The sequence below is a fragment of the Hyphomicrobium sp. genome, assembly GCF_036833075.1.
Taxonomy (GTDB): domain Bacteria; phylum Pseudomonadota; class Alphaproteobacteria; order Rhizobiales; family Hyphomicrobiaceae; genus Hyphomicrobium_C.
In genome coordinates this window covers 1-21613 of sequence record NZ_DAITQL010000026.1, presented here as the reverse complement: position 1 = coordinate 21613, position 21613 = coordinate 1, and the positions used below count along the sequence as shown (strand labels likewise).

The 21613-nt window shown below is 68.2% G+C and carries 17 protein-coding genes; 14 read left to right on the top strand and 3 right to left on the bottom strand.

Annotated features, from left to right (window positions below; translation table 11 throughout):
* The first annotated feature begins 189 nt into the window (after positions 1 to 189).
* The 4 genes from lptC to V7082_RS09720 all read left to right on the top strand — a co-directional run bounded on the left by lptC (position 190) and on the right by V7082_RS09720 (position 5997).
* Positions 190 to 2196, top strand: a complete 2007-nt coding sequence (gene lptC, locus V7082_RS09735; protein ID WP_334148027.1) for an LPS export ABC transporter periplasmic protein LptC — start codon at positions 190 to 192, stop codon at positions 2194 to 2196.
* Positions 2197 to 2230: 34 nt separating this feature from the next.
* Positions 2231 to 3079: an LPS export ABC transporter ATP-binding protein gene (lptB, locus tag V7082_RS09730; protein WP_334148025.1), complete on the top strand. Its 849-nt coding sequence runs from the start codon at positions 2231 to 2233 to the stop codon at positions 3077 to 3079.
* 184 nt (positions 3080 to 3263) lie between these two features.
* Complete coding sequence (rpoN, locus tag V7082_RS09725; RefSeq protein ID WP_334148023.1) at positions 3264 to 4793, top strand: RNA polymerase factor sigma-54; 1530 nt, start codon at positions 3264 to 3266, stop codon at positions 4791 to 4793.
* A 739-nt stretch (positions 4794 to 5532) separates the two neighbouring features.
* Positions 5533 to 5997 (top strand): PTS sugar transporter subunit IIA, encoded by a 465-nt coding sequence (locus V7082_RS09720; RefSeq protein WP_334148021.1) that lies wholly within the window; start codon positions 5533 to 5535, stop codon positions 5995 to 5997.
* A gap of 46 nt (positions 5998 to 6043) precedes the next feature.
* On the opposite strand, the gene V7082_RS09715 is transcribed toward V7082_RS09720, so the two are convergent.
* Positions 6044 to 6841, bottom strand: a complete 798-nt coding sequence (locus V7082_RS09715) for an undecaprenyl-diphosphate phosphatase (protein ID WP_334148019.1) — start codon at positions 6839 to 6841, stop codon at positions 6044 to 6046.
* Positions 6842 to 7075: 234 nt separating this feature from the next.
* Here V7082_RS09715 and V7082_RS09710 point away from each other — a divergent pair, with 234 nt between their 5' ends.
* From V7082_RS09710 to V7082_RS09680, 7 genes are all read left to right on the top strand, one after another.
* Positions 7076 to 7771 carry a glutathione S-transferase family protein gene (locus V7082_RS09710; protein ID WP_334148017.1) on the top strand — a complete coding sequence of 232 codons (696 nt, stop codon included), beginning with the start codon at positions 7076 to 7078 and terminating at the stop codon, positions 7769 to 7771.
* Positions 7772 to 7781: 10 nt separating this feature from the next.
* Positions 7782 to 8927, top strand: coding sequence for a tRNA epoxyqueuosine(34) reductase QueG (gene queG / locus V7082_RS09705; protein WP_334148015.1), 1146 nt, complete (start codon positions 7782 to 7784; stop codon positions 8925 to 8927).
* Positions 8927 to 9796: an SDR family oxidoreductase gene (locus V7082_RS09700; RefSeq protein WP_334148013.1), complete on the top strand. Its 870-nt coding sequence runs from the start codon at positions 8927 to 8929 to the stop codon at positions 9794 to 9796. The genes queG and V7082_RS09700 overlap by 1 nt, the downstream gene beginning before the upstream one ends.
* 180 nt (positions 9797 to 9976) lie before the next feature.
* Complete coding sequence (locus V7082_RS09695; protein WP_334148012.1) at positions 9977 to 11791, top strand: hypothetical protein; 1815 nt, start codon at positions 9977 to 9979, stop codon at positions 11789 to 11791.
* Positions 11792 to 12143: 352 nt separating this feature from the next.
* Complete coding sequence (locus V7082_RS09690; RefSeq protein ID WP_334148011.1) at positions 12144 to 13658, top strand: undecaprenyl-phosphate glucose phosphotransferase; 1515 nt, start codon at positions 12144 to 12146, stop codon at positions 13656 to 13658.
* Between the two features lie 23 nt (positions 13659 to 13681).
* On the top strand, positions 13682 to 14956 hold the full coding sequence (locus V7082_RS09685; protein ID WP_334148009.1) for an O-antigen ligase family protein: 1275 nt from the start codon (positions 13682 to 13684) through the stop codon (positions 14954 to 14956).
* Positions 14949 to 16352 (top strand): lipopolysaccharide biosynthesis protein, encoded by a 1404-nt coding sequence (locus tag V7082_RS09680; protein ID WP_334148007.1) that lies wholly within the window; start codon positions 14949 to 14951, stop codon positions 16350 to 16352. The genes V7082_RS09685 and V7082_RS09680 overlap by 8 nt, the downstream gene beginning before the upstream one ends.
* Here V7082_RS09680 and V7082_RS09675 read toward each other — a convergent pair.
* A complete protein-coding gene (locus tag V7082_RS09675) occupies positions 16333 to 17130 on the bottom strand; it encodes an alpha/beta hydrolase (RefSeq protein ID WP_334148005.1) in 798 nt (265 codons plus the stop codon). The two genes, V7082_RS09680 and V7082_RS09675, sit on opposite strands and share 20 nt — an antisense overlap.
* A 32-nt stretch (positions 17131 to 17162) precedes the next feature.
* Here V7082_RS09675 and V7082_RS09670 point away from each other — a divergent pair, with 32 nt between their 5' ends.
* The 3 genes from V7082_RS09670 to V7082_RS09660 all read left to right on the top strand — a co-directional run bounded on the left by V7082_RS09670 (position 17163) and on the right by V7082_RS09660 (position 20874).
* Positions 17163 to 18356, top strand: coding sequence for a glycosyltransferase family 4 protein (locus tag V7082_RS09670; RefSeq protein WP_334148003.1), 1194 nt, complete (start codon positions 17163 to 17165; stop codon positions 18354 to 18356).
* Between the two features lie 213 nt (positions 18357 to 18569).
* On the top strand, positions 18570 to 19097 hold the full coding sequence (gene infC / locus V7082_RS09665; protein WP_334148002.1) for a translation initiation factor IF-3: 528 nt from the start codon (positions 18570 to 18572) through the stop codon (positions 19095 to 19097).
* A gap of 406 nt (positions 19098 to 19503) precedes the next feature.
* On the top strand, positions 19504 to 20874 hold the full coding sequence (locus V7082_RS09660) for a L,D-transpeptidase family protein (RefSeq protein WP_334148000.1): 1371 nt from the start codon (positions 19504 to 19506) through the stop codon (positions 20872 to 20874).
* A gap of 104 nt (positions 20875 to 20978) precedes the next feature.
* On the opposite strand, the gene V7082_RS09655 is transcribed toward V7082_RS09660, so the two are convergent.
* Positions 20979 to 21613, bottom strand: a 635-nt coding sequence (locus tag V7082_RS09655) for a hypothetical protein (RefSeq protein WP_334147999.1), incomplete at its 5' end; no start/stop codon positions are given.

Genomic DNA, 21613 nt, shown 5'->3' with positions numbered 1-21613 from the left:
TTCAGGCAATTGTCCGCCAGCCTTCGCATGTGCAAACTGCGCTTCGGCGCCGTTGCGGGGCAGGGCCCTGTCGCCCGTCCGGCGGACGACGTGGGAGACCGGGGCCTGACGCTCGCCCCGCGGGCCGGAATCGGGCTCTAACGGCCGCAGCGCGAGCCCGGATGTCGAGGGCGGGGACCCCGGATGGCCATGACCGCTGACCCTGGATCGAATGCCTTGGCCGGCCGCCGGACCGGCGACGGCATGGTGTTGGCCATCGACCGCGCGGACGCGTTCCGCCGCGCCCGCCGCCGCACGGCGCTCGTCCGCATCCTGCGCATCGCCTGCCCGGCCATGGCCGTGCTCCTCCTCGGCACCTACGCGCTTTCGATTGCCCGCACCGCGGGGCTGGTTGGCGGCGAGACGCTTCCCGAGCTCGCCATCCGCAAGATCCTGCCCGAGGATCTGACCATGCAGAACCCGCGCTACGAAGGCTACGGCAAGGACGGCGGCAGCTACGTGTTCACGGCCAAGACCGCCGAGCACGATCTGGCGCTCCGCAATGTCGTCAAGCTCAACGGGATCGTGGGCGAGATCTATCAGCCCGACAAGACGCGCACCGACGTCACCGCGACGCGCGGCGTCTTCGACAACGAGAAGAACCTGCTCGAGCTCTTCGAGGAGATCAACGTCGATTCCGAGAGCGGCCTCAAGGCCCGCCTGACGCGCGCCACGATCCTGACCAAGGAGGACCTGCTGACCTCCGACGAGCCGGTGCTCGTCGAGTTTCCGAACGGCTCCGTCCGCTCGAAACGCATGACGCTGCGCCAGAAGGCGCGCGAGGCGACGTTCGCCGACGAGGTGGCCGTGATCCTGACGCCCCCGCCCGACGACGGGAAGAACACCGAAGACCAGGTCGCGCCGGCGCCGCCCGCGGACGGCGGCGCGATGTTCACGCCCGCGAACGGCCCGATCACCATCGCTGCCAATCGCCTCGACATCAGCGACACCGGCAAGACGGCGCTCTTCACGGGAAGCGTGCGCGCGGAACAGGCCGGCTCGTACCTGACCACGCCCGAGCTCGAGGTTTTCTACGAGGGCGAAGGCATGATGGGCGGATCGGCGACGCCGCCGGCCGGCGCCGACGCCAAGTCCTCCGCCGGCAAGGTGCGCCGCATCCTGGCGAAGAAGCCCGTCGTCATGAAGCGCATGAACGGCGACGTGGTGACGAGCGACAACGCCGACTTCGACGCCGAAGCGCAGTCTGCCGTGCTCTCCGGAGAGGTCATCATGACCTCTGGAACCAACCGCCGCGCCGCAGGCGACCGGGTCGAGATCGACGAAGCGCAGGGAACCATCCTGCTCGCCGGAAACGTCTCCGTGCTGCAAGGGGGCAACGAGCTGCGCGGCGGCCGCCTCGCCATCGACCGCACGGACGGCACGGCCAGATTGACCACGCCCCCCGAAGCCGCCCTGGGCCCCGGCCGCATCGCCGCGCGCCTCGAGCGCGAGGGCGACCCGCGCCGCGCCAAGACGGCGGCCGACACCCGGCAGCCGAACGATCAGAGCCCGCTCGGCACGTTCCGGACCAACCCCGATGCGCCGATCGAGATCACCGCCGACTCCCTCGACGTCGACGACAAGCGCAAGCTGGCCGTGTTCCGCGGCGATGTCGATTCCACCCAGGACGCCTTCAACATCCGCTGCGCCGAGCTCACCGCCTTCTACAAGGGCGAGGCCGGCCTCGTCGACGCCGCCGATCCCGGCGCGCCGAAGAGCGGCCGGAAAGCGGAGCTGACCCGCATCGAAGCGCGCAAGGACGTGCACGTGACCTCGAAGGACGGGCAGACCGCCACCGGCGATTGGGCCGATTTCGACACTAGGACCAACAAGGTCACGATGGGCGGCAACGTGGTGCTGTCGAAAGGCAAGAGCATGGTGCGCGGCACCCGCCTCGTGATCGACCTCGCGACCGGCGAGAGCAAGATCGACACCGCACCCCAGAACACGGCGGCGCGCCCGTCCGGCGGCGGCTGGGTCACCAAGACGCCGGCGGAGCCGGCGGGCGAGAGCAAAGGCCGCGCCAGCGCCGTGTTCTTCCCCGAGGAGCTGCAGAAGGACGACGAGGCCGCCAGGGCGAAGGCCAAGGCGCCGGCCACCGGCACGACCGTGGACGGCTGGTCGGCGACCGCCCCGCCGGACGGGTCGGCGAATTGACAGGGATGGCCGAAACCGGCTCGAATGGTCTCCGATGAAGCTGTGGCCTTTGACATTGAAGCGGGCGGCCCATGAGGACGAGCCCCACGACGCCGGCAACGGCGCGGCGAACGGCTACGCCTCCGCGGAGGAGGCTGAGTATTACGCCTCCCATCAGGGCTGGCTCGTCGCCGAGAACGTGCAGAAGAGCTACAGGAAGCGCATGGTGGTGCGCGGCGTGAGCCTGGCCGTCGGCCGCGGGGAATCGGTCGGCCTGCTCGGTCCCAACGGCGCCGGCAAGACGACCGTGTTCTACATGATCACCGGCCTCGTGCCCGCCGACGCCGGGCGCATCACCATCGACGGCCGCGATGTGACGCCGCTGCCGATGTACCGGCGCGCCCGCCTCGGCATCGGCTATCTGCCGCAGGAGGCGTCGATATTCCGCGGCCTCACCGTCGAGCAGAACATCATGGCCGTGCTCGAGCTGGTGGAGCCGGACCGCACGCGCCGCCAGGAGCAGCTCGACAGCCTGCTCGAAGAGTTTCACATTGCGCGGCTCCGGAAGTCGCCGTCGATGGCGCTCTCGGGCGGCGAGCGGCGCCGCTGCGAGATCGCCCGGGCGCTGGCCTCCCGCCCGTCGTTCATCCTTCTCGACGAGCCGTTCGCCGGCATCGATCCGATCGCGGTCGGCGACATCCAGCAGCTCGTGCGCCACCTGACGGACCGCGGCATCGGCGTCTTGATCACCGACCACAACGTCCGCGAGACCCTGAGCCTGATCGACCGTGCCTATATCATCTACGATGGTCAGGTTTTGACACAAGGTAAGCCGGCGGAAATCATAGCCAACGAAGATGTCCGGCGGGTTTATCTGGGAGATATGTTCGTTAATACCCGTTGAGTATAGCCTGGGCTCCAGGGTTCCCGAGTCCGGGACGAGGAGCGATGAGCTGGAACCGGCCAAAGGGCCTCTACGCGGCACGTCCGCCATGCATGAGCATCACGAACGACGCAGGGTCGAGACCCGGAAGCGCCGTCGCGATCGCTTGGCGTCGACACCCGCGAGCCGATATTGAGAGCTGGCGATGGCGCTGACGGCAAAGCTCGAGCTGAGGCAAGGCCAGCAACTGGTGATGACACCCCAGTTGCAGCAGGCCATTCGCCTGCTTCAGCTCTCCAACCTCGAGCTCGGCCAGTTCGTCGAATCCGAGCTCGAGCGCAATCCGCTGCTCGAGATGGACGAGATCCCCGACACGGCGCCGAGGAGCGAGCCCAACGCCGAGGCCGAGAGCCCGCCTGAGCGCGCAGGGCCCGCGGGCGAGGACGAGTGGCTGGACCTCGAGAAGCCGGTGGCGGAGGCCGACGGCGGCCTTGGCGGCGACGACGACGGCGCGTTCCCGGACGGCGGCGCGGCCCCCGGCATGCCGGAAGGGCTCGAGTCCGGCTGGGCGACGCTGCGCCAGCGCATGAGCTCCTTCGGCGGCGAGGACATCAATCCCGAGGCCTTCGTCTCCGGCGAGACGTCGCTCAGGGACCATCTCTCGGAGCAGTTGCCGCTCGCCATCCGCGGCCATGCGGAGCGCCTGATCGGCCAGCACCTGATCGACATGGTCGACGAGGCGGGATATCTGCACGCCGACCTCGATCAGCTCGCCGCCAAGCTCGGCGCGCCCCTGGAGCTGGTCGAAAGCGTGCTCGCGACCTTGCAGACGCTGGACCCCGCCGGCGTCTTCGCCCGCTCGCTCGGCGAATGCCTGGCGCTCCAGCTCAAGGAGCAGAACCGCTACGATCCGCAGATCGCCGCCCTCCTCGACAATCTCGACCTCATCGCCGCCCATAACATGACGGCGCTCCGCAAGGCCGTCGGCGCCGACATGGGCGAGATCGCCGACATGATCGAGGAGATTAAGCGCCTCAATCCGAAGCCCGGCCTCAGGTTCGGCTCCGTCCAGCTCCAGCCCGTCGTGCCCGACGTGCTGGTGCGCGCCGCCTCCGACGGACGCTGGCTCATCGAGCTCAACAGCGACACGCTGCCGCGCGTGCTCGTCAACCGCACCTACTTCGCCGAAGTCAACAGGACGACGCGCACCGAGAAGGACAAGGACTACCTGCTCGAATGCCTGCAGACGGCGAACTGGCTCGTCAAAAGCCTGGACCAGCGCGCGCGCACGATCCTCAAAGTGGCCGAGGAGATCGTCCGCCAGCAGGATGGCTTCTTCACCTATGGCGTCGAGCATCTGCGGCCGTTGAACCTCAAGACCGTCGCCGATGCCATCTCGATGCACGAATCGACGGTCTCGCGCGTCACCTCGAACAAGTACATGGCGACGCCGCGCGGCATCTTCGAGCTCAAGTATTTCTTTACGTCCGCCATCGCGTCCGCAGGCGAAGGCGAAGCCCATTCGTCCGAAGCGGTTCGCCACCGCATCCGCCAGATGATCGAAGGGGAAAGCGCCCGCACGATCCTCTCCGACGACAAGCTCGTCGAGCGGCTCAAAGCCGAGGGCATCGACATCGCCCGGCGCACGGTCGCAAAATATCGCGAGGCCATGCGCATTCCCTCCTCCGTGCAGCGGCGCCGCGAAAAGCGGTTCGCCGAGCGTGTGGGCCACTGAAACGAGGCGCGTCCCGGCCCCGAGATGGGCCGTCACCAACGCAGGCGCACAAGGACCTTCCCGCGCCGCAGGATTGACTCCCCCCGGCGTCCGGCCTAGCGTCCCTCAAAAGATGCGCCGGCCGCGCAAGATGCCGGCCAAGAGCTTGGAATAATTAGAGAGTTTGGAATAATTCGAAAACTCTGACATGGAGGTCGCCGTGGGAGCATCCCAAAACGGCCACTCCGCGCCCGGCACCGCGATCAAATCCTGCCGGACAACATCTCGAACGGCCTACCGAGCAGCCAATGTCATGGGCATCCCCGCCGGGACTCGCCATGGCTGGCCGCCTGGAACGCACATCGCAGACGGCCAAGCGATGTGAAGAGACTGAGCACATGGCAGTTGCAAGGCCGAACGAACCGGGGGCACCACAAGAGGCGGACGGACGGAGCCTCGCGTCAGGAGCGGAACGCGCGTAGAGGAAGCGGAATTATGAGGCTTGGCGGCGCCGCGGCCCCGCCAGCCGGCATGATTGGTGCATGACATACGGGGCGTAACGAGCGGGCGTAACGAGGAGTCGAACGTCGACGGCGCGAGAGCATAAAGCATAAGGCATCGCGAGAGCATCGAGAGGATTGAGTGGCCCCGCGCCGAAAGCGGGAGCCCAAGTATGCGCGGACACGCACAAGCGCACGCGCGGCCGAGTAGATGAGGATCGGCTCACAAGACCGATCACTGACCCGATGGGACCGGAAAAATGGATTTGAGCGATTTACTGGCACCGGGCGGAATTTTTCCCGCCTTCGAAGCCACGAGCAAGAAGCAGGCGCTTCTGGATCTGTCCACCTGCGCGGCGGAGCTGACCGATCTCGAGCCCCGCGCCATCCATGACGCGCTCCTTCAGCGCGAGCGGCTGGGCTCGACCGGCCTCGGCCGCGGCATCGCCGTTCCCCACGTCAAGCTCAACCGCCTGCCCGGGATCGTCTCGCTCTTCGCGCGTCTCACGACGCCGATCGATTTCGAGAGCCTGGACGGCGAGCCGGTGGATCTCATCTTCCTGCTGCTCGCCCCCGATCACGCCGGCGGTGACCATCTGAAGGCATTGGCGCGGATCTCGCGGCTGGTACGCGAGCCTGCGGCGCTCGAGCGTCTGCGCGCGGCACCCGATCTCGCGAGCCTGAAGCGCGCCTTGGAGCAGCCCGCAGCGATCCACGCCGCCTGAGCAGTCCCGGCGTCCCACGCCGCCCGAACGAGCGACGCGGATCGCATCATCCGAAAGCGGCGAGCGCGCCCAGACCGAGCACGCCGACGATGATGCGCCACCAGGCAAAGAGGCCGAAGCCATGGCGCCCGATGAAGTCGAGCGCCAGCTTTACGACGGCGACGGCCGTCACGAAGGCCACCACGAAGCCGACGCCGATCGGGAGCGCATCGGACACCTGCAGCCGCTCCCAGTTCTTGTAGAGATCGAGCGCGAAGGCGCCGGTCATGGTCGGCATCGCCAGAAAGAAGGAAAACTCTGCGGCCGTCCGCTTGTCGGCGCCGAGCAGGAGGCCGCCGACGATCGTCGAACCAGATCGCGACACGCCCGGGATGAGCGCCAGGCACTGGAAAAGGCCGATGCCGAACGCGCGCGACGGCGGAATGTCGATCGCGTCGTGATACCGGAACGCATGCGCCATCCTGTCGACGGCGAGCAGCACGAGGCCGCCGGCAATCAGCATCGCGCAGATGAGGGCCGGCGTCTCGAACAGCACGTTCTTGATGAAATCGTGCATGAGCGCGCCGAGCACGGCCGCCGGCAGGAAGGCGAGCAGGACCGCGGCGGCGAACCGGCGGATTTTCTCGTCCGTCGGCAGCGCCGAAAGCATCTTGAGGAGCTCCCGGAAATAAACGAACACGATGGCCAGGATGGCGCCGAGCTGGATCAGGACCTCGAACGTCTTGCCGGGCGAGTCGAAGCCCAGGAAATGGCCGGCGAGCAGGATATGCCCGGTGGAGGAAACCGGCAGGAACTCGGTGAGACCTTCGAGGAATCCGAGCAGGGCGGCTTGCCAGATCGCCATGAGGCAATGCTCTCCGGTGTGGCTGAGGGATCGCGGAAGCGTCGGGGAAGCGGGGGAAAGGCTGGATTCGGTGCGGGACGCTCGGGTAGCACGTGTGGGCAAACGAGGATACGGTCCACTATAGGCGCCCTATGACGCGCGCAAGACACGCCGAAGGCTCCGTTTGGACCATGGAGCTGACGCGAGCCTGAAGACGACCGGTTTCCAGCGTTCCGAGGCCGTGGATTTCACGTCATGCACACTTTAACGCAGTTCAGGCTTTGCCCCAAATCGCGCTCGATCCGGCTTGCGCTGGCCGAGGTCGGCGCAGAGGTGGCGTTGGCGGACGAGCGTCCGTGGGAATGGCGCCCCGAGTTCCTGGCCCTCAATCCGGCGGGCGAGCTCCCCGTCCTCGCCCTCGATGGCGGACCGCTCCTCTGCGGCGCCTATGCGATCTCCGAGTACTTCTCCGAGATCCTCGCCGATCGCGAGAAGGACGGGCGGCGCGCGCCGCTCTTCCACGGCAGCCCTGCCGAGCGAGCCGAGCAGCGCCGCCTCGTCGATTGGTTCCACGGCAAGCTCGACCGCGAGGTGACGCGCGAGCTTCTGATCGAGCGTGTCTATGGGCATCTGATGACGGACATCCCCCGCGCCCCTGATCCCGGCGCGCTGCGGGCGATCCGCGCGAACATCCGCCATCATCTCGCCTACGTGAACCACCTCGCCCACGAGCGTCGCTGGCTCGCCGGCGACGAGATGAGCTTCGCCGATCTGGCCGCCGCCGGTCATCTGGCGACCATCGACTACCTCGGGGAAAATCCGTGGGACAGCTATCCGTCGGCAAAATCGTGGTACGCGCGCCTGAAGTCGCGGCCGTCGTTCCGCGCGCTGCTCTCCGACCGCATGCCGGGCATTTCGCCCGCTCCTGCCTACGCCGACCTCGACTTCTGACGGCTGCGCCATGATGAGCTCCACCGAGGCATTGGCCGACCTGAAGCCGCACGAGCACATCAAGGCTGCGCTGCGCAAACGCGCACGCGCGCTCGGCTTCGAGACCCTGCGTTTCGCCCGCCCAGACGCGATCCCCGCCGCCGGCGAGCGGCTGATGACCTTCCTCGCCGACGGGCGTCACGGCACCATGGACTGGATGGAAACGACGGCCGACCGCCGCCGCGACCCGCGCCAGCTCTGGCCCGACGCGCGCTCCGTCGTCATGCTCGCCATGAGCTACGCGCCCGAGACGGATCCCATGGCCGCGCTCGCCGAGCCCGCGCGCGGCGTCGTCTCGACCTACGCCAAGCGCAGCGATTACCACGAGGTGATGAAAGGCAAGCTCAAGGAGCTCGCGGGCGTGATCGAGCGGCAGACCGGAGAGCCGGTCAAAGTGTTCGTCGATACTGCGCCCCTGATGGAGAAACCACTCGCTCAAGCGGCCGGCATCGGCTGGCAGGGCAAGCACACCAACCTCGTCTCGCGCGAGAGCGGCTCGTGGCTCTTCCTCGGCGCCATCCTGACGGCCGCCGCATTCGAGGCCGATGCCCCCGAGCCCGACCGTTGCGGACGCTGCACGCGCTGCCTCGACGTTTGCCCGACCCGGGCATTCCCCGCGCCCTACCAGCTCGATGCGCGCCGCTGCATCGCCTACCTGACGATCGAGCACAAAGGCCACATCCCGGAAGAGTTCCGCGCACCGATCGGCAACCGCATCTTCGGCTGCGACGACTGCCTCGCCGTGTGCCCGTGGAACAAGTTCGCGGAGCGCGTCCGCGAGGCCCGCCTGCACGTCAGGGCCGAGCTCGACAACCCGCCTCTCGCCGAGCTGATGGCCCTCGACGACGCTGCCTTCCGCGCCCGCTTCCGCAACACGCCCATAAAGCGGACCGGACGCGACCGCATCGTGCGCAACTGCCTGATCGCCGCCGGCAACGCGCGCGACGCGTCGTTCCTGCCGCAGGTCCAAGCGCTCCTCGACGACCCCTCGGCGATTGTGCGCGCCATGGCCGTCTGGGCCTACAGGCGCCTCGCGACGCCGGACACCGTCGCCGCGGCCACCGCCCAGCGCGCGCCGGCCGAGACGGACCCCGACGTCCGCAAGGAGTGGGCCTGATGCGGCTCTTTTGCCTGGGTCTCGGCTACACGGCCGAAGCGTTCGCGCGCCGGCTCAGGCCACGCGGCTGGGCCGTCGGCGGCACCGCGCGCACGCCGGAAGGCGTCCAGCGCATTGCCGCCCTCGGCTACGACGCCGTCCTCTTCGACGGCACCGCACCGGCACCCGAGGTCTCGCGCGCCATCACGGCGGCGACGCACCTTCTGGTCTCCGCCGGCCCCGACGAGCACGGCGATCCGTCCTTGCGCCACCACGGCCGCGACATCGCCCGCGCCGCCGGCCTGGGCTGGATCGGATACCTCTCGACCATCGGCGTCTATGGCTCATCGGACGGCGCATGGGTCGACGAGACGAGCATGCCGAAGCCCGGCTCCGAGCGCACGCGGCGCCGCCTCGCGGCGGAGGACGACTGGCTGGCGTTCGGACGGACCTGCGGCAAGACCGTGCAGGTCTTCCGCCTGGGCGGCATCTACGGCCCCGGCCGCAGCGCCGTCGACGATCTCAGGAACGGCACCGCGCGCCGCATCGTCAAGCCCGGCCAAGTATTCAACCGCATCCACGTCGAGGACATCGCAAGCGTGCTCACCGCCGCCGCGGAAGGACGCGGATCGCACACCGTCTACAACGTCACCGACGGCGCGCCCTCGCCGCCGCAGGATGTGATCGTCCACGCGGCGACCTTGATGGGACTTGCGCCGCCCGCAGAGATTCCGTTCGAGAGCGCACCACTCACCCCCATGGGCAAGAGCTTCTATGCCGAGAACCGGCGTGTCCGCAGTCGGCGGGTTGTAGAGGACCTCGGCGTTACGTTGCGTTACCCGAGCTACCGCGAAGGGCTCGCCGCCATTCTCGCCGATACCGGCGCTTGACGCTTCTTATCCCGCAATCTGAACAATCTGACAGCTTCCCTCCGCTTTGTTGCCGAAATCGCGGAGAATGATGGCCCTCATCCGGGCGCATGGCAGTGCGATCGTGTTCGGCGTTCCTTCGGCGTTTCTCATGTCATCCCTCTCTCGTAAACAGGCCCGCCCATGACGATCCATCGATTGATGAGGTTGGCGGCCGCAGTCGCGTGCGCATCCATCGCATGGTCGGCGGCTGCGGCGGCGAACGAAGAGGCCGCCCACGCGTTGGCTGAGAAGTTTGCGGTCAAGACCGCGCCGGCCGCCGCCGCCAAGGAGAACGTCGAGGACGAGCCGGTCGTCATTGCCGACCCGAGGCGCTTGGCGGCAGACGCCGCGAAGCGCAAGGCCGAGGACGCGCGCAAGGAAGCCGAAGCCCGCCTCAAGGCCGATGAGGCGAAACGGAAGGCGGCCGAAGAAGCGCAGCGGGTTGCGGCGGCAAAGCGCAAGACTGACGAGGAGCGCAAGCAAGCGGAGGCGAAGCGCCAGGCGGCGGAAGCCGCACGACGCAAGGCCGACGAAGAGAAGCGGATCGCGGACGCGCGCCGCAAGGCGGACGAGGAGCGCCGCGCCGCGGAAGAAGCCGACATGCTCGCCCGCGCGCAGCGCGAGGCCGATGAGCGCAGGGTCGCCCTCGACAAGGCCCGTGCCGAACAGGAGCGGCGCGAAGCAATGCGTCGCGCCGCCGAGCGGGCGGCACAGGAGAAGGCCGAGCAGGATCGCCGTCTCGCCGAGGCAGAGCGCATCGCACGCGAGACCGCCGCGGCCGAGCAGAAGCGGGCCGACGACGAGCGCCGCGCCGCCGAGGAGCGGCGGTTCGCGGAGGAAAAACGCATCGCCGAAGAGCAGCGCATCGCCGAGCAGAGGCGCCTCGACGAGGAGCACCGTCAGGCGGAATTGCGCCGCGTCGCTGAAGAACGGCGCGCAGCCGAGGAGCGACACGCCGCGGCGGAGAGAGAGGCCGCTGAGCAGCGCCGCCGCGCCGAGCAGGAACGTTTGGCCGAGGAAAAACGTGCCGAGGACGCACGCCGCCGCCTCGCCGAGCAACAGCGCATCGCGCGCGATCAGTTCATCGCCGAGCAGACCCGGCGTATCGAAGCGGAGCAGCGCCAGGCCGAGGAGCGGCGGGAGAATGAGCGGTGGGAGGACGAGCGGCGTCTCGCCGAGCAACGGCGCGGAGCCGACGAGGCGCGCCAGGCTGACGAAGCCCGCCGCAGGGCGGACGAGGCGCAGCGCGCTGCCGCGGAGCAGCAAAAGAAGCTAGCCGCAGAGCGCGAGTGGGAGCACCGACGGCTCACCGAGCGGCTGATGCGGCTCGAGGAAGACCGCAGGTCGAGGGCGCGTTTCAGCGAGCCTCCGATGGGCCTCACGAGGCCCGTGGCGCCGGTTGCGCAAGCCCCGGCCGCACGCGGCGGGCCTGCCCCCGTGTCGGCCTTCGCCGCCGTCACCCCCACGACGCGCGTCACCGTGCTTCTCGTCATGGAGCCCGGCACCAACGGCATCCGCCGCTACGGCGACAAGACCGCCGACCCGGTGATCTGCTCGACCGCCGCATGCTGGATCGCGGCCGGTCTCGATCGCAGCGCCACCGTCATGCGGCGCGGCCAGGCGCTCGGCGCCGGCAACACGCTCGGCCGCCGCGCCGCCGCCTGCAATCATCGCCTGGCGTGCGCCTTCCGCAGCATCGATCTCGGCGGGCCCGCAGCCTCCCTGCAGCCGATCGATCTGCGCATCATGCGCCACGACCGCCGCGAGTTCCTGAGGATCGAAGCCGATCCCACGTGCCGCCTGACGCACGGCACCCTCACCTGCGCCAAGACCTATCGGGCAAGGACTTGGCGCGCCTGGATCGTCCCTGAGCGCCTCGCCATCGAGGCCGGCCCTGCCGCCCTCGCGGCCGCGCTCGCAAGTGGCCTTACGGGGGCGCGTCCCTCGGCGGCCCTCGTTCCGGCCGGGCGCTGACGACATCGGCTGCGCAGGACTTGATACGGGCCGCGACACGACGCGTCGCGACCCGGGCACGTCGCGCGCCTGCAGGCTCGCCTCCGCTACGGCCGCAAAAACCCAAGCCGAACCCCGCAAACCGTCGCCCGTCCCGAGCGGACACGCGCGGCAACGCTTTTTTAGCCATGGCCGTGACTTGTCCCGCGGACGGTCCCCGCCACCCGCCCGGCACAGGGAATTTTACAAAGTTTGAGACCATCCTCGGCGTGCTTCGGCGGGCGGCGGCCGCAGAGACCCAGGGGGCCCGGTCCGCCGATTCATCGCTCACCTCGAGCCCATCGGGACAGACTTGCTTAGGCGGCACGGCGGCATGGCCTTCATCTCTCACGAACGAACATACGCGAGCGGCGCATCCCGCCACGCGTCGGCGCACGTCCTCGGCGCCGCGCGCCGTGGCATCGACGCCGTCTTCAGCGACAAGCGCGGCAACGTCTCGCGTCCCAAGCTGCTGTTTGCGACCTCGACGTTCGACGCCATCATCCTGATCGTGACCGGGCTCGCCGCCTTCCGTCTCGCAAGCGCTGCGGAAACCGCGCCTGCGACCGTCGCCGCCTGGATCGCCATCGTCGCCCTCGCGACGACGCTCGAGCTCAGGCGCAACTGGTCCTACTCGATTCACGCGCTGCGTCAGCCGGCACGGCAGGTCGGCAAGATCGTGCGGAGCGCCGTCACCGTCTTCTGCCTCGCCATCGGCGCCACCACGCTCATGGGCCTGCCGACGGTCTCGCCCGCAATCGGCACCGTCTGGCTCGTCTCTGCCATTGCCGCGATGGTTGCTGCCCGCTTTGGCCTCGCCCGCGTGCTCGAAAGCCTGACCGACACCGGCCGCCTCGTCCGTCGCACGGTCATCGTCGGCGGCGGCCCCGACGCCGAGCACCTCATCGCGACGCTCGAGGCCGGCCACCACAAGGAACTCGCTATCCTCGGTGTGTTCGACGACCGCGGCGACGAGCGCTCCGCTGCGAGCGTCGCCGGCCATCCGAAGCGCGGCACCATCGATGAGCTTCCAGAGTTCAGCCGCAGGGCCGGCGTGGACCTCGTGATCGTCACGGTTCCGGCAGCGGCCGAGAAGCGCCTGATGCAGATCCTGAAGACCCTGTTGGCGCTCCCCATCGACATCCGCATCTCGGCGCTGAGCTCGAAGCTGCGCCTGAGCGCGACGGCCTACACCTATATCGGCCGCGTGCCCATGCTCGCCCTCATGGACCGCCCGCTGACCGACTGGGAGCGCGTCGTCAAGAACATCGAGGACCGCCTGCTCGGCACGCTGCTGTTTCTCCTTGCCGCCCCGGTCATGGCGCTGGTTGCGCTTGCCATCCGACTCGACAGCAAGGGCCCGGTCCTCTTCAGGCAGCGCCGCTACGGCTTCGACAACGAGCTGATCGAGGTCTTGAAGTTCCGCTCCATGCACGTCGACACGCTCGACGCGACGGCCTCGAGGCTCGTGACGAAAGACGATCCGCGCGTCACGCGGGTCGGCCGCTTCATCCGCCGGACGAGCCTCGACGAGCTGCCCCAGCTCCTGAACGTGATCAAGGGCGAGATGTCGCTCGTCGGCCCGCGCCCGCACGCCACCGAGGCCAAGGCGTGCGCCGATCTCTACCAGACCGTCGTCGGCGAATATTTCGCCCGTCACCGCGTAAAGCCGGGCGTCACCGGCTGGGCCCAGGTCAACGGCTGGCGCGGCGAGACCGACACCCACGAGAAGATCCAGCGCCGCGTCGAGGCCGATCTCTACTACATCGACAACTGGTCGCTGCTCCTGGATCTCTACATCATCGCCGCAACCCCGTTCGCCCTCTTGAGCGGCAAGAACGCCTACTAGGCATTGTCGAAGGCGCCCGGATCATGATTGGAAAGCTCACGTCGGCGACGACCATCGACACGCATCACGCGCCCGGCACATCCGCGTGGACGGTCTCCGCCGGCACGCTCGCCGCCCTCGCCGTCGCGGGGGCCATGGGGACGAGCTCGATCGTCTTCTCCGAGCCGGCCGTGGCCGACATTCTGATGGTCGCCGTCATCGTCGGCCTGCCGCTTCTCGGCGTGACGCGCTTCGGGCCCGTGTCGATCCTGAACCTCGCCCTCTGGCTCGTCTTCGTGGCGTTGGGCCTTGCGGCCACGTCCGTCTCGACCACGTTCGCGACCGCCGTCACGCACCAGGCCGTGACGCTGTTCCTCGCGCTCGGCGCGTTCGTGCTCGCAGGCTATGTCACGGCGGATCCCGAGCCGCGCGCCCGGCTGATCCTGACAGCCTACGTCGCCGGATGCCTGATCGCGGCGGCCGCGGCGATTGCCGGTTACTTTCAGCTCATCCCGTCGACCTACGACCTGTTCACGACCTACGGCCGCGCCCGCGGCACTTTCAAGGACCCGAACGTGCTCGGCGCGGCGCTCGCCCCCGCCATCGCCTATCTGGCCCTGATCGCCCTGCGCCAGCCGCCGCGCCAGGCGCTGATCGCTGCGGCAGCCGCCCTGCCGCTCGTGCTCGCCCTCCTCATCTCGTTCTCGCGCGGCGCCTGGGCGTCGGCCGCGGTCTCGCTTCTGCTCGTGGCGTGGCTGGCGCTCGTCACCACCCGCCGCGCCGTGGACGTTCGCCGCTTCATCGCCGTCGCGGCGCTCGGCACCGCCACGCTGGCCGCCGCCCTCGGCAGCGCGCTCGAGCTCAACGCCGTCGAAGGGCTCTTCGCGGAGCGCGCGAGCCTCGACCAGTCCTACGACGAAGGGCCGGACGGGCGCTTCGGCGGACAGGCGAAAGCGATCGGCCTGATCCTCGAGCATCCGTTCGGCATCGGCACGCACACGTTCCGCGACACCTACCACCGCGAGGAAGCCCACAACGTCTACCTCAGCCAGTTCATGAACGCAGGCTGGGTCGGCGGCCTGCTCTATGCCATCTCGGTGTTCGGCACGCTCGCGGCCGGCCTCTACGCCCTGCGCCGGCGCACGGCGTTGCAGGCGCCGCTGATCGTCGCCACGGCCGCGTTCGCCGGCGCGGTGCTCGAAGGCTTCGTCGTCGACACCGACCACTGGCGCCACGTCTTCGTCCTGATGGCGTTGATCTGGGGGCTCGTCGATGCCGAGCCGCCGCGCGCCGATCCGCGGAGGCGCCGCCATGATTGAGGCGCAGAGCGAAGCACTCGGCCTCTGGCACGCCATGCGCGACCGGCTGCGGATAAGCCGCGCCGCGCACGCCGAAAGCTGGGACGCAGCGGGCGTGTTCGCCATTCGCGCCGCAAGCGCGGCGCTGCTGTTCGTGACGCAGATCGCGCTTGCGCGCTGGCTGGGTGCTGCCGAGTACGGCATCTTCGTTGCCGCGTGGACGTGCGTTCTGGTGCTGGGCGGCCTCTGCGGACTGGGGTTCGGGACGGCGATGATGCGCCTCGCCCCGCAGTATACGGCAAGCGGCGACTTCGCCTCCTTCCACGGCCTCCTCTCCGGCGGACGCGCCGTCGCCGTGCTGGCGTCGAGCACGATCGCGCTCGCGGGCTTCGCCGTCTTCTGGCTCAGAGGCGACTTCGCGGATCCGGCGCGCGCCGTCCCGATGGGGCTCGCGCTCCTGTGCCTGCCGGTGTTCGCCTTTGCCGACGTCCAGGACGGCCTCGGCCGCGGCCAGCGCTGGACCGTCGAGGCGATCGGCCCGCACTACGTTCTCCGCCCGCTGGCGCTGCTGCTTCTCATTCCGCTCCTGTCCGCGTTCGGGGCGCCCGACGACGCCACGAGCGGCATGGTTCTCATGCTGGCGACGCTCGTGTTCGCGACCGTGCTGCAGACCGGGCTCATCGCCCGGCGGATCAGGAGCGCGATCCCGACCCGCCCGCCCGCCTATCATTTCGCGCGATGGTTCGGCATCTCGCTGCCCCTTCTCGCCGGCAGCATCTGCGATCTGGCGATCCAGAATGCCGACGTTTTGCTGCTCGCCGTCTTACGCCCGGCCGAGGAGACCGGCATCTACTACGCCGCCGCCAAGACCGCGGGCCTCGCCCTTTTCATCCACTACGCGGTCGGAACGGCGTACGCGGGACGCATCGCCGCCGCGCACGCCCTGAACGACACGGCGGAAGTCCGCGACCTCGTCAGCAAGGCGGTACGCTGGACCTTCATCCCGTCGGCCGCCGTGATGGCCGCCATTCTCCTCGTCGGCTACCCCATCCTCGCCGGGTTCGGCGAAACGTTCACCGGCGCCTATCCGCTGATGTTCATCCTGGCCATCGGCATCCTGGCCAAGGCCGCCACCGGCCCCGCCGACACCATCCTCAACATGCTGGGCCACCAGCGCGCCAGCGCGCTGTCGATCGGGCTCGCCGCCGTCCTCGGCATCGCTCTCAACGTGACACTCATTCCGCTCTGGGGCATCGCCGGCGCCGCGATGGCCACGTCCACCGCGCTTGTCGCCGCCTCCACCTGCAACTGGATGGCGGCGCGCCGTCTCGAGGGCCTGAACCTCTTCATCCTCGCCAACCTGCCGCGCTCGTCCACGCACGAGGCAGAGAGCGGCATCAGATCAGCTCCCCGATGAGACCATAGAGCGCCACCAGATCCTGTGGCCGCGACAGCCGATGCTCGCCATCCGCGATCTCGGTGATCCGCACCCAGTCCCCGGGGAGCGCCGAGGCAAGCGCCCGCGCATGCGCGATCGGCACGTCGAGATCCTCCGCGCCCTGCAGCACGAGCACGGGCCGGCCGGGATCGAAGGGCGAATCCTTGAGCAGATGCCGCCGCCCGTCGTCGATGAAACGTTTCGTGATCGGATACCCCGCCGGGTCGTAAGGCGAGGGACGGATCCACTGACCCAGCTCCACGATCTCCCGGCGCGCCTCCGAAGGAAGCTGGCTCCACATCAGCTCCGTGAGATCCCAGGCCGGTGCGATGAGCACGAGACCCGGCACGCGCCGCGCCTCCTCCGGCGCAGTCGCGATCAGGCGCCTGAGCAGAAGCAGCGCCACATGCGCCCCCGTGCTCGAGCCGACGAGAACCTGCGCGCCCCGCGTCAGCGCGAGCACCGCCGCGCTCTCCTCGAGCCAGTCGCTGATCGTCGCATCCTCGAAGCGTCCCTCGGAGCGGCCGTGGCCGGAATAGTCGAAGCGCGTGAACCCGAGACCGCGCGCCGCGGTCCACGCGGCGAGCGCCTCGGCCTTGGTCGACACCATGTCGGACTTGAGACCCGTGAGCCAGAGAAGGCCAGGGCCGCCCTCGCGCGCGGCCGGTTGCGCGAGATAAGCGATTTTGCGCGCGCGGGCTCCGCTGCCGACAGTGATGAATTGCGGTTCCGGCGCGCCCATCCTATGAAGCCCCATTCTCTCGAAACGTCCCGTTGCCGGAGGCCGAGTTGGCCGCGAAGCGCCCGACCATACTGCAGATCATCCCGGAGCTCGACACCGGAGGCGCGGAGCTGTCGGCCATAGAGATTGCCGATGCCGTCGTGCGTGCGGGCGGACGGGCGCTGGTGCTCTCCGAGGGAGGCCGGCTCGCGCCGCGCATCGCCGCCCACGGCGGCGAGTTCATCCCCTTCGCCGCCGCCACCAAAAACCCCGTCCGGATGCTCTGGAACGCCCACGCCATCCGCCGCATGATCGCCGACGAAGGCGTCGACCTCGTCCACGCGCGGAGCCGGGCGCCGGCCTGGAGCGCGCTGATCGCCGCCCGTCGCGCCGGCGTGCCGTTCGTCACCACCTATCACGGCGCCTACAACGAAAAGACCAGGCTGAAGCGCGCCTACAATGCCGTCATGGCCAAGGGCGACACCGTGATCGCCAACTCGGCCTATACGAAGCGCCTCGTCGAGGAACGCTACGGCACGGCGCCCGGCCGCATCCGCGTCATTTACCGGGGCGTCGACGGCACGACGTTCGATCCCGCCGCCATCTCCGAGCAACGCAAGGCCGCCTTGCGGGCCGGATGGCGCGCCGGACCCGACACGCGCATCATCCTCCAGCCCGCCCGCCTCACGAGCTGGAAGGGCCAGAGCACGGTGATCGCGGCGGCCCGGCTGCTGGAGGCGGACAGCCGCCTCGGCGACAGCCTGATCGTGCTGGCCGGCGACGACCAGGGCCGCACCGGCTACCGCGCCGAGCTCGAAAGCGAGGTCGCCGCCGCGGGCCTCGCGGGAAAGGTCATTCTGCCGGGTCACGTGGACGACATCCCGGCCGCCCTTGCCGTCGCGCACCTGGCTGTGGTGGCTTCCACCGCGCCCGAGGCGTTCGGCCGCGTCGCCACCGAAGCCCAGGCCATGGCTTGCCCGGTCATCGCGACCAACATTGGCGCGCCCCCGGAAACAGTGGCGGCCGCCCCGAACGTGCCCCCCGGCGAGATCACCGGCTGGCTCGTTCCGCCGGGGGATGCCGCAACCCTCGCCGACACGATGGCCGAGGCCCTGAGCCTGTCTCCCGGCGCGCGCGCCGCCCTGGGCGCCCGCGCCCGCGCCCGCGCCCTTGGCCGGTTCGGCCTGGACAGCATGCGCCGGGAGACCCTCGACGTTTACGATAGCCTGCTCGGCACCAGGCTCGCGGCGGCTTATGGTTGAGGCCGCGGCCCATCCCCTTCCGGCAGCGTTTCACGACCGTCGAGCGGCTTGACTTGAGGGGCGTTTGTCTCAATGCTCCGGCCAAACGGCAGCCCACGGCCTATGACCTTCTCCCAAGGGAGTAAGGCGTGGGACATTGTGTTCCGGCGGAAGCTGCCTTAGCTATGGCCGACCGATTGAAACGATTGAAGGAGATGGAACATCCGCAAACCTATGCGTGGCGCCCCCGAGCGCGAGTCCTCCGGCCCGAAGATCAACGATGCGATCCGGGCGCGCGAAGTTCGACTCATTGACGAAAACGGGCAGAACATCGGTGTCGTGAGCAAGTTCGACGCTCTCGCCCGTGCCGAGGAGGCGGGACTTGATCTGGTCGAGGTTTCCCCCGACGCCGAGCCCCCCGTCTGCAAGATTTTGGATTTCGGCAAATTCAAATACCAAGAGCAGAAGAAAGCCGCGGAAGCGCGCAAGCATCAGAAGATCGTCGAGATCAAAGAGATCAAGATGCGACCCGGCATCGATGATCATGACTATGACGTGAAGATGCGCGCCATCCGGCGTTTCTTCGAGGAAGGCGACAAGGTCAAGGTGACGCTGCGCTTCCGCGGTCGCGAGATGGCCCACCAGCATCTCGGTATGGACGTTCTCAAGCGCGTCAAGAGCGACGTCGAACCGATCGCCAAGGTGGAATCTGAGCCTCGCTTCGAAGGCCGCCAGATGGTGATGGTGCTCGCGCCGAAGTAGCGGCAGCCATCTCACGTCATATCCGGCAGAGCGGCGGTGTTTCCACCGCCGTTTTTATTTACGGGCATCGGATACGTGAAAATACGATGTCGGCTCCTGCCCCTGAGCGGACGTTCTAGGTGGTCGTCCGCTTTGAACGTCTCGCAGCCTCTGCTTTGCGAAGTCCCAGCCGCGATTATCGATGAACGTGCGGGTTCGCTGACCGTTGAGCCGAGGACTCGAACCGCCTGCTGGCTTTGCGCGCCAAAGGAGCGTAAACTTTCTAGCACTCCGCCTCGCGTCGGACCTTGGCGGGTGCGAGGCGGAGAAGCGTTGCTGAATGGGTTGCGAGCGCGGGCAGGCTCTCGTGCTGTGCCTCAACGTTTCGGAGGGCACCGATGGCGCGATTCACTATTGCCGGTGATTGATGGCGCTGCTGTCCGCGGGCGCGCGCTGCGCCTTTGTCAGTCTCACGCTCTTTGCTAGGCCAGTCGAGGCGGCGACTCCGCCCGAGCCCAGCCGCACGCCCTGGGTGAGCGAGACGGCGATTGCCAAATTGGAGCAAGCGCTCGCAGACTACACGAGAGTGGCCAAATCCGGCGGCTGGCCGCAGCTCCCCGAAAAGGTCTCGCTCAAGCCGGGCGACACCAATGCCAACGTCAAGATCCTACGCCGGCGGCTCGAGCTCACCGGCGATACGGTCGCGACCTCGCGCGCCGATGCGCTCTTCGATGACGAGCTGCGCAAAGCGGTGGCTCGCTACCAAGCCCGCAACGGCTTTGAGCCGACAGGCGTGGTCAATGGCGCAACGGTAAAGGCACTCAATGCACCGGCCGATCTCCGCGCGGACCAGATCAAAGTGAATCTTGCGCGCATGCGCGAGCTTTTGCCCAAGCTAGCGGCGGCGCCAAAGTACATCGTCATGAACGGCGCCAACTTCGAGGTGCAAGGCATCACTGGGAACGAGGTGCAGGTCGCAAGCCGTGTCGTCTCAGGCAAGCGCGCCACACCAACACCCCTCATCAGCGCAACAGTGCGTTCGATCAATATCCTGCCCTTCTGGCACGTTCCACCTGGCATTGCGCGGCGCAACGTCATTCCGGCCGCGCGGAAGAGCGTGTCTTACTTCTACAAGGAGCAGATCCGCGTCTTTTCGAACTTCGGCGGCGAGGAGATCGATCCGTCGCAGGTCAACTGGTTCGGCCCGGAGGCGAACCGTTACTCGTTCCGCCAGCAGCCCGGACCCAAGAATGCCTTGGGCGTCATGCGTTTCGACATGCCGAACGACAAGCTCGTCTATATGCACGACTCGCCGAACAAGGAGCTGTACCTCAAGTTCGAACGCGCCTTCAGCTCGGGCTGCGTGCGCACGCAGAATTTCTACGAGGTTGCGGATTGGCTTCTGAAGGGCCAGGACGGCTGGACGCGGCAGGGCCTCGAAGCGGCTGTCGCCTCGGGGAAGCAGAGGACGATCAAGCTCGCCAATCCCGTTCCCGTCTATTTCACGTACCTGACCGCCTGGGTCGACAACGGGGTGGTTCACTTCCGCAACGATCTCTACGAGCGTGATAAACGCGAACTTGACAAGCACGAGGCAAGCGGCACGGTCGCGGGCCGCGAGGCGCCTCCACCCGACGCATTCTACGACTGGGACACGACCGTGAACCCTGTGGCTCAGGTCGAAAAACCGAAGTTTTCGCCCGCATCCCTGTCTGGCGCGCTCGATCGTGGCCTGGCCGCCCTGGACACGGGCGAGGATCCGACGGCACGGCCCTTTAGCCTTCCTGTCGCGCCATAGTCTTCAATTGCTTGACCGCTTCTGGCCCATAGCCGACGTCCATAAAAAAAGCGGAGCGGCAACAGCCGCTCCGCGACTGACACAGTGCTGCAAACGGCTACCGGCTAGTAGGCCTGCTGCACCTTCGACTTGTGCTGGTCCTGGCGCATCGCCTTGCGCGTCTTGTCCCAGCCCTCGCCTTCGAGGTTCTCTGCCGCCTCGCGGCTCTTCGCCTCGAGCTTGTCGAGCGTCGAGATCGATGCCTGCGGCGCCGCCATGGCGCCCGCGCCGAGCGCGCTCTTCGCCCGGTTGAGATACGCCGCGTTGTCCTCGAGCATCTTGCGCGCCGCGCGGAAGTCGCCCGCATCCCGGAGCTCCACGGCCTTCTCGCTGTTCTCGGTCGCGATCTGCTCGGTGACCTGGCTCATCACGCCCTTGTTGACGCTCGCTTCCGCCTCCGTGGCGTCCTCGGTGAAGCGCGCCGCGACGGACGCCTTTGCCACGCCCCGCTTGCCGTCGTCGAGATCGAGATATTCGACATCGACGTTGGCCACCTCGCCCGCGTCGGCGGCAAGCCCCTGAGGCACGTCGAGCTCGACCACGACATAGCGCTCGTTGTCGGCCGGAAGCTGGTTGAGCTTGAGCGTCACGCGATTGCCCGAGATGTCGGCCTCGCGCCCCAGCACGCGCTTCGGCGTAAAGCCGGACTTGCACTCGATCTGGATGATGATATCGCGCGCGGCGACGGAGAGCGCATCGC

Coding starts and splice junctions, on each gene's coding strand:
- rpoN (WP_334148023.1), top strand. CDS start 3,264: ATGGCGCTGACGGCAAAGCTCGAGCTGAGGCAAGGCCAGCAACTGGTG.
- queG (WP_334148015.1), top strand. CDS start 7,782: ATGATGAGCTCCACCGAGGCATTGGCCGACCTGAAGCCGCACGAGCAC.
- lptB (WP_334148025.1), top strand. CDS start 2,231: ATGAAGCTGTGGCCTTTGACATTGAAGCGGGCGGCCCATGAGGACGAG.
- V7082_RS09675 (WP_334148005.1), bottom strand. CDS start 17,130: ATGGGGCTTCATAGGATGGGCGCGCCGGAACCGCAATTCATCACTGTC.
- V7082_RS09660 (WP_334148000.1), top strand. CDS start 19,504: ATGGCGCTGCTGTCCGCGGGCGCGCGCTGCGCCTTTGTCAGTCTCACG.
- V7082_RS09680 (WP_334148007.1), top strand. CDS start 14,949: ATGATTGAGGCGCAGAGCGAAGCACTCGGCCTCTGGCACGCCATGCGC.
- V7082_RS09700 (WP_334148013.1), top strand. CDS start 8,927: ATGCGGCTCTTTTGCCTGGGTCTCGGCTACACGGCCGAAGCGTTCGCG.
- V7082_RS09720 (WP_334148021.1), top strand. CDS start 5,533: ATGGATTTGAGCGATTTACTGGCACCGGGCGGAATTTTTCCCGCCTTC.
- V7082_RS09695 (WP_334148012.1), top strand. CDS start 9,977: ATGAGGTTGGCGGCCGCAGTCGCGTGCGCATCCATCGCATGGTCGGCG.
- V7082_RS09715 (WP_334148019.1), bottom strand. CDS start 6,841: ATGGCGATCTGGCAAGCCGCCCTGCTCGGATTCCTCGAAGGTCTCACC.
- V7082_RS09685 (WP_334148009.1), top strand. CDS start 13,682: ATGATTGGAAAGCTCACGTCGGCGACGACCATCGACACGCATCACGCG.
- lptC (WP_334148027.1), top strand. CDS start 190: ATGACCGCTGACCCTGGATCGAATGCCTTGGCCGGCCGCCGGACCGGC.
- V7082_RS09690 (WP_334148011.1), top strand. CDS start 12,144: ATGGCCTTCATCTCTCACGAACGAACATACGCGAGCGGCGCATCCCGC.
- V7082_RS09710 (WP_334148017.1), top strand. CDS start 7,076: ATGCACACTTTAACGCAGTTCAGGCTTTGCCCCAAATCGCGCTCGATC.
- infC (WP_334148002.1), top strand. CDS start 18,570: ATGCGTGGCGCCCCCGAGCGCGAGTCCTCCGGCCCGAAGATCAACGAT.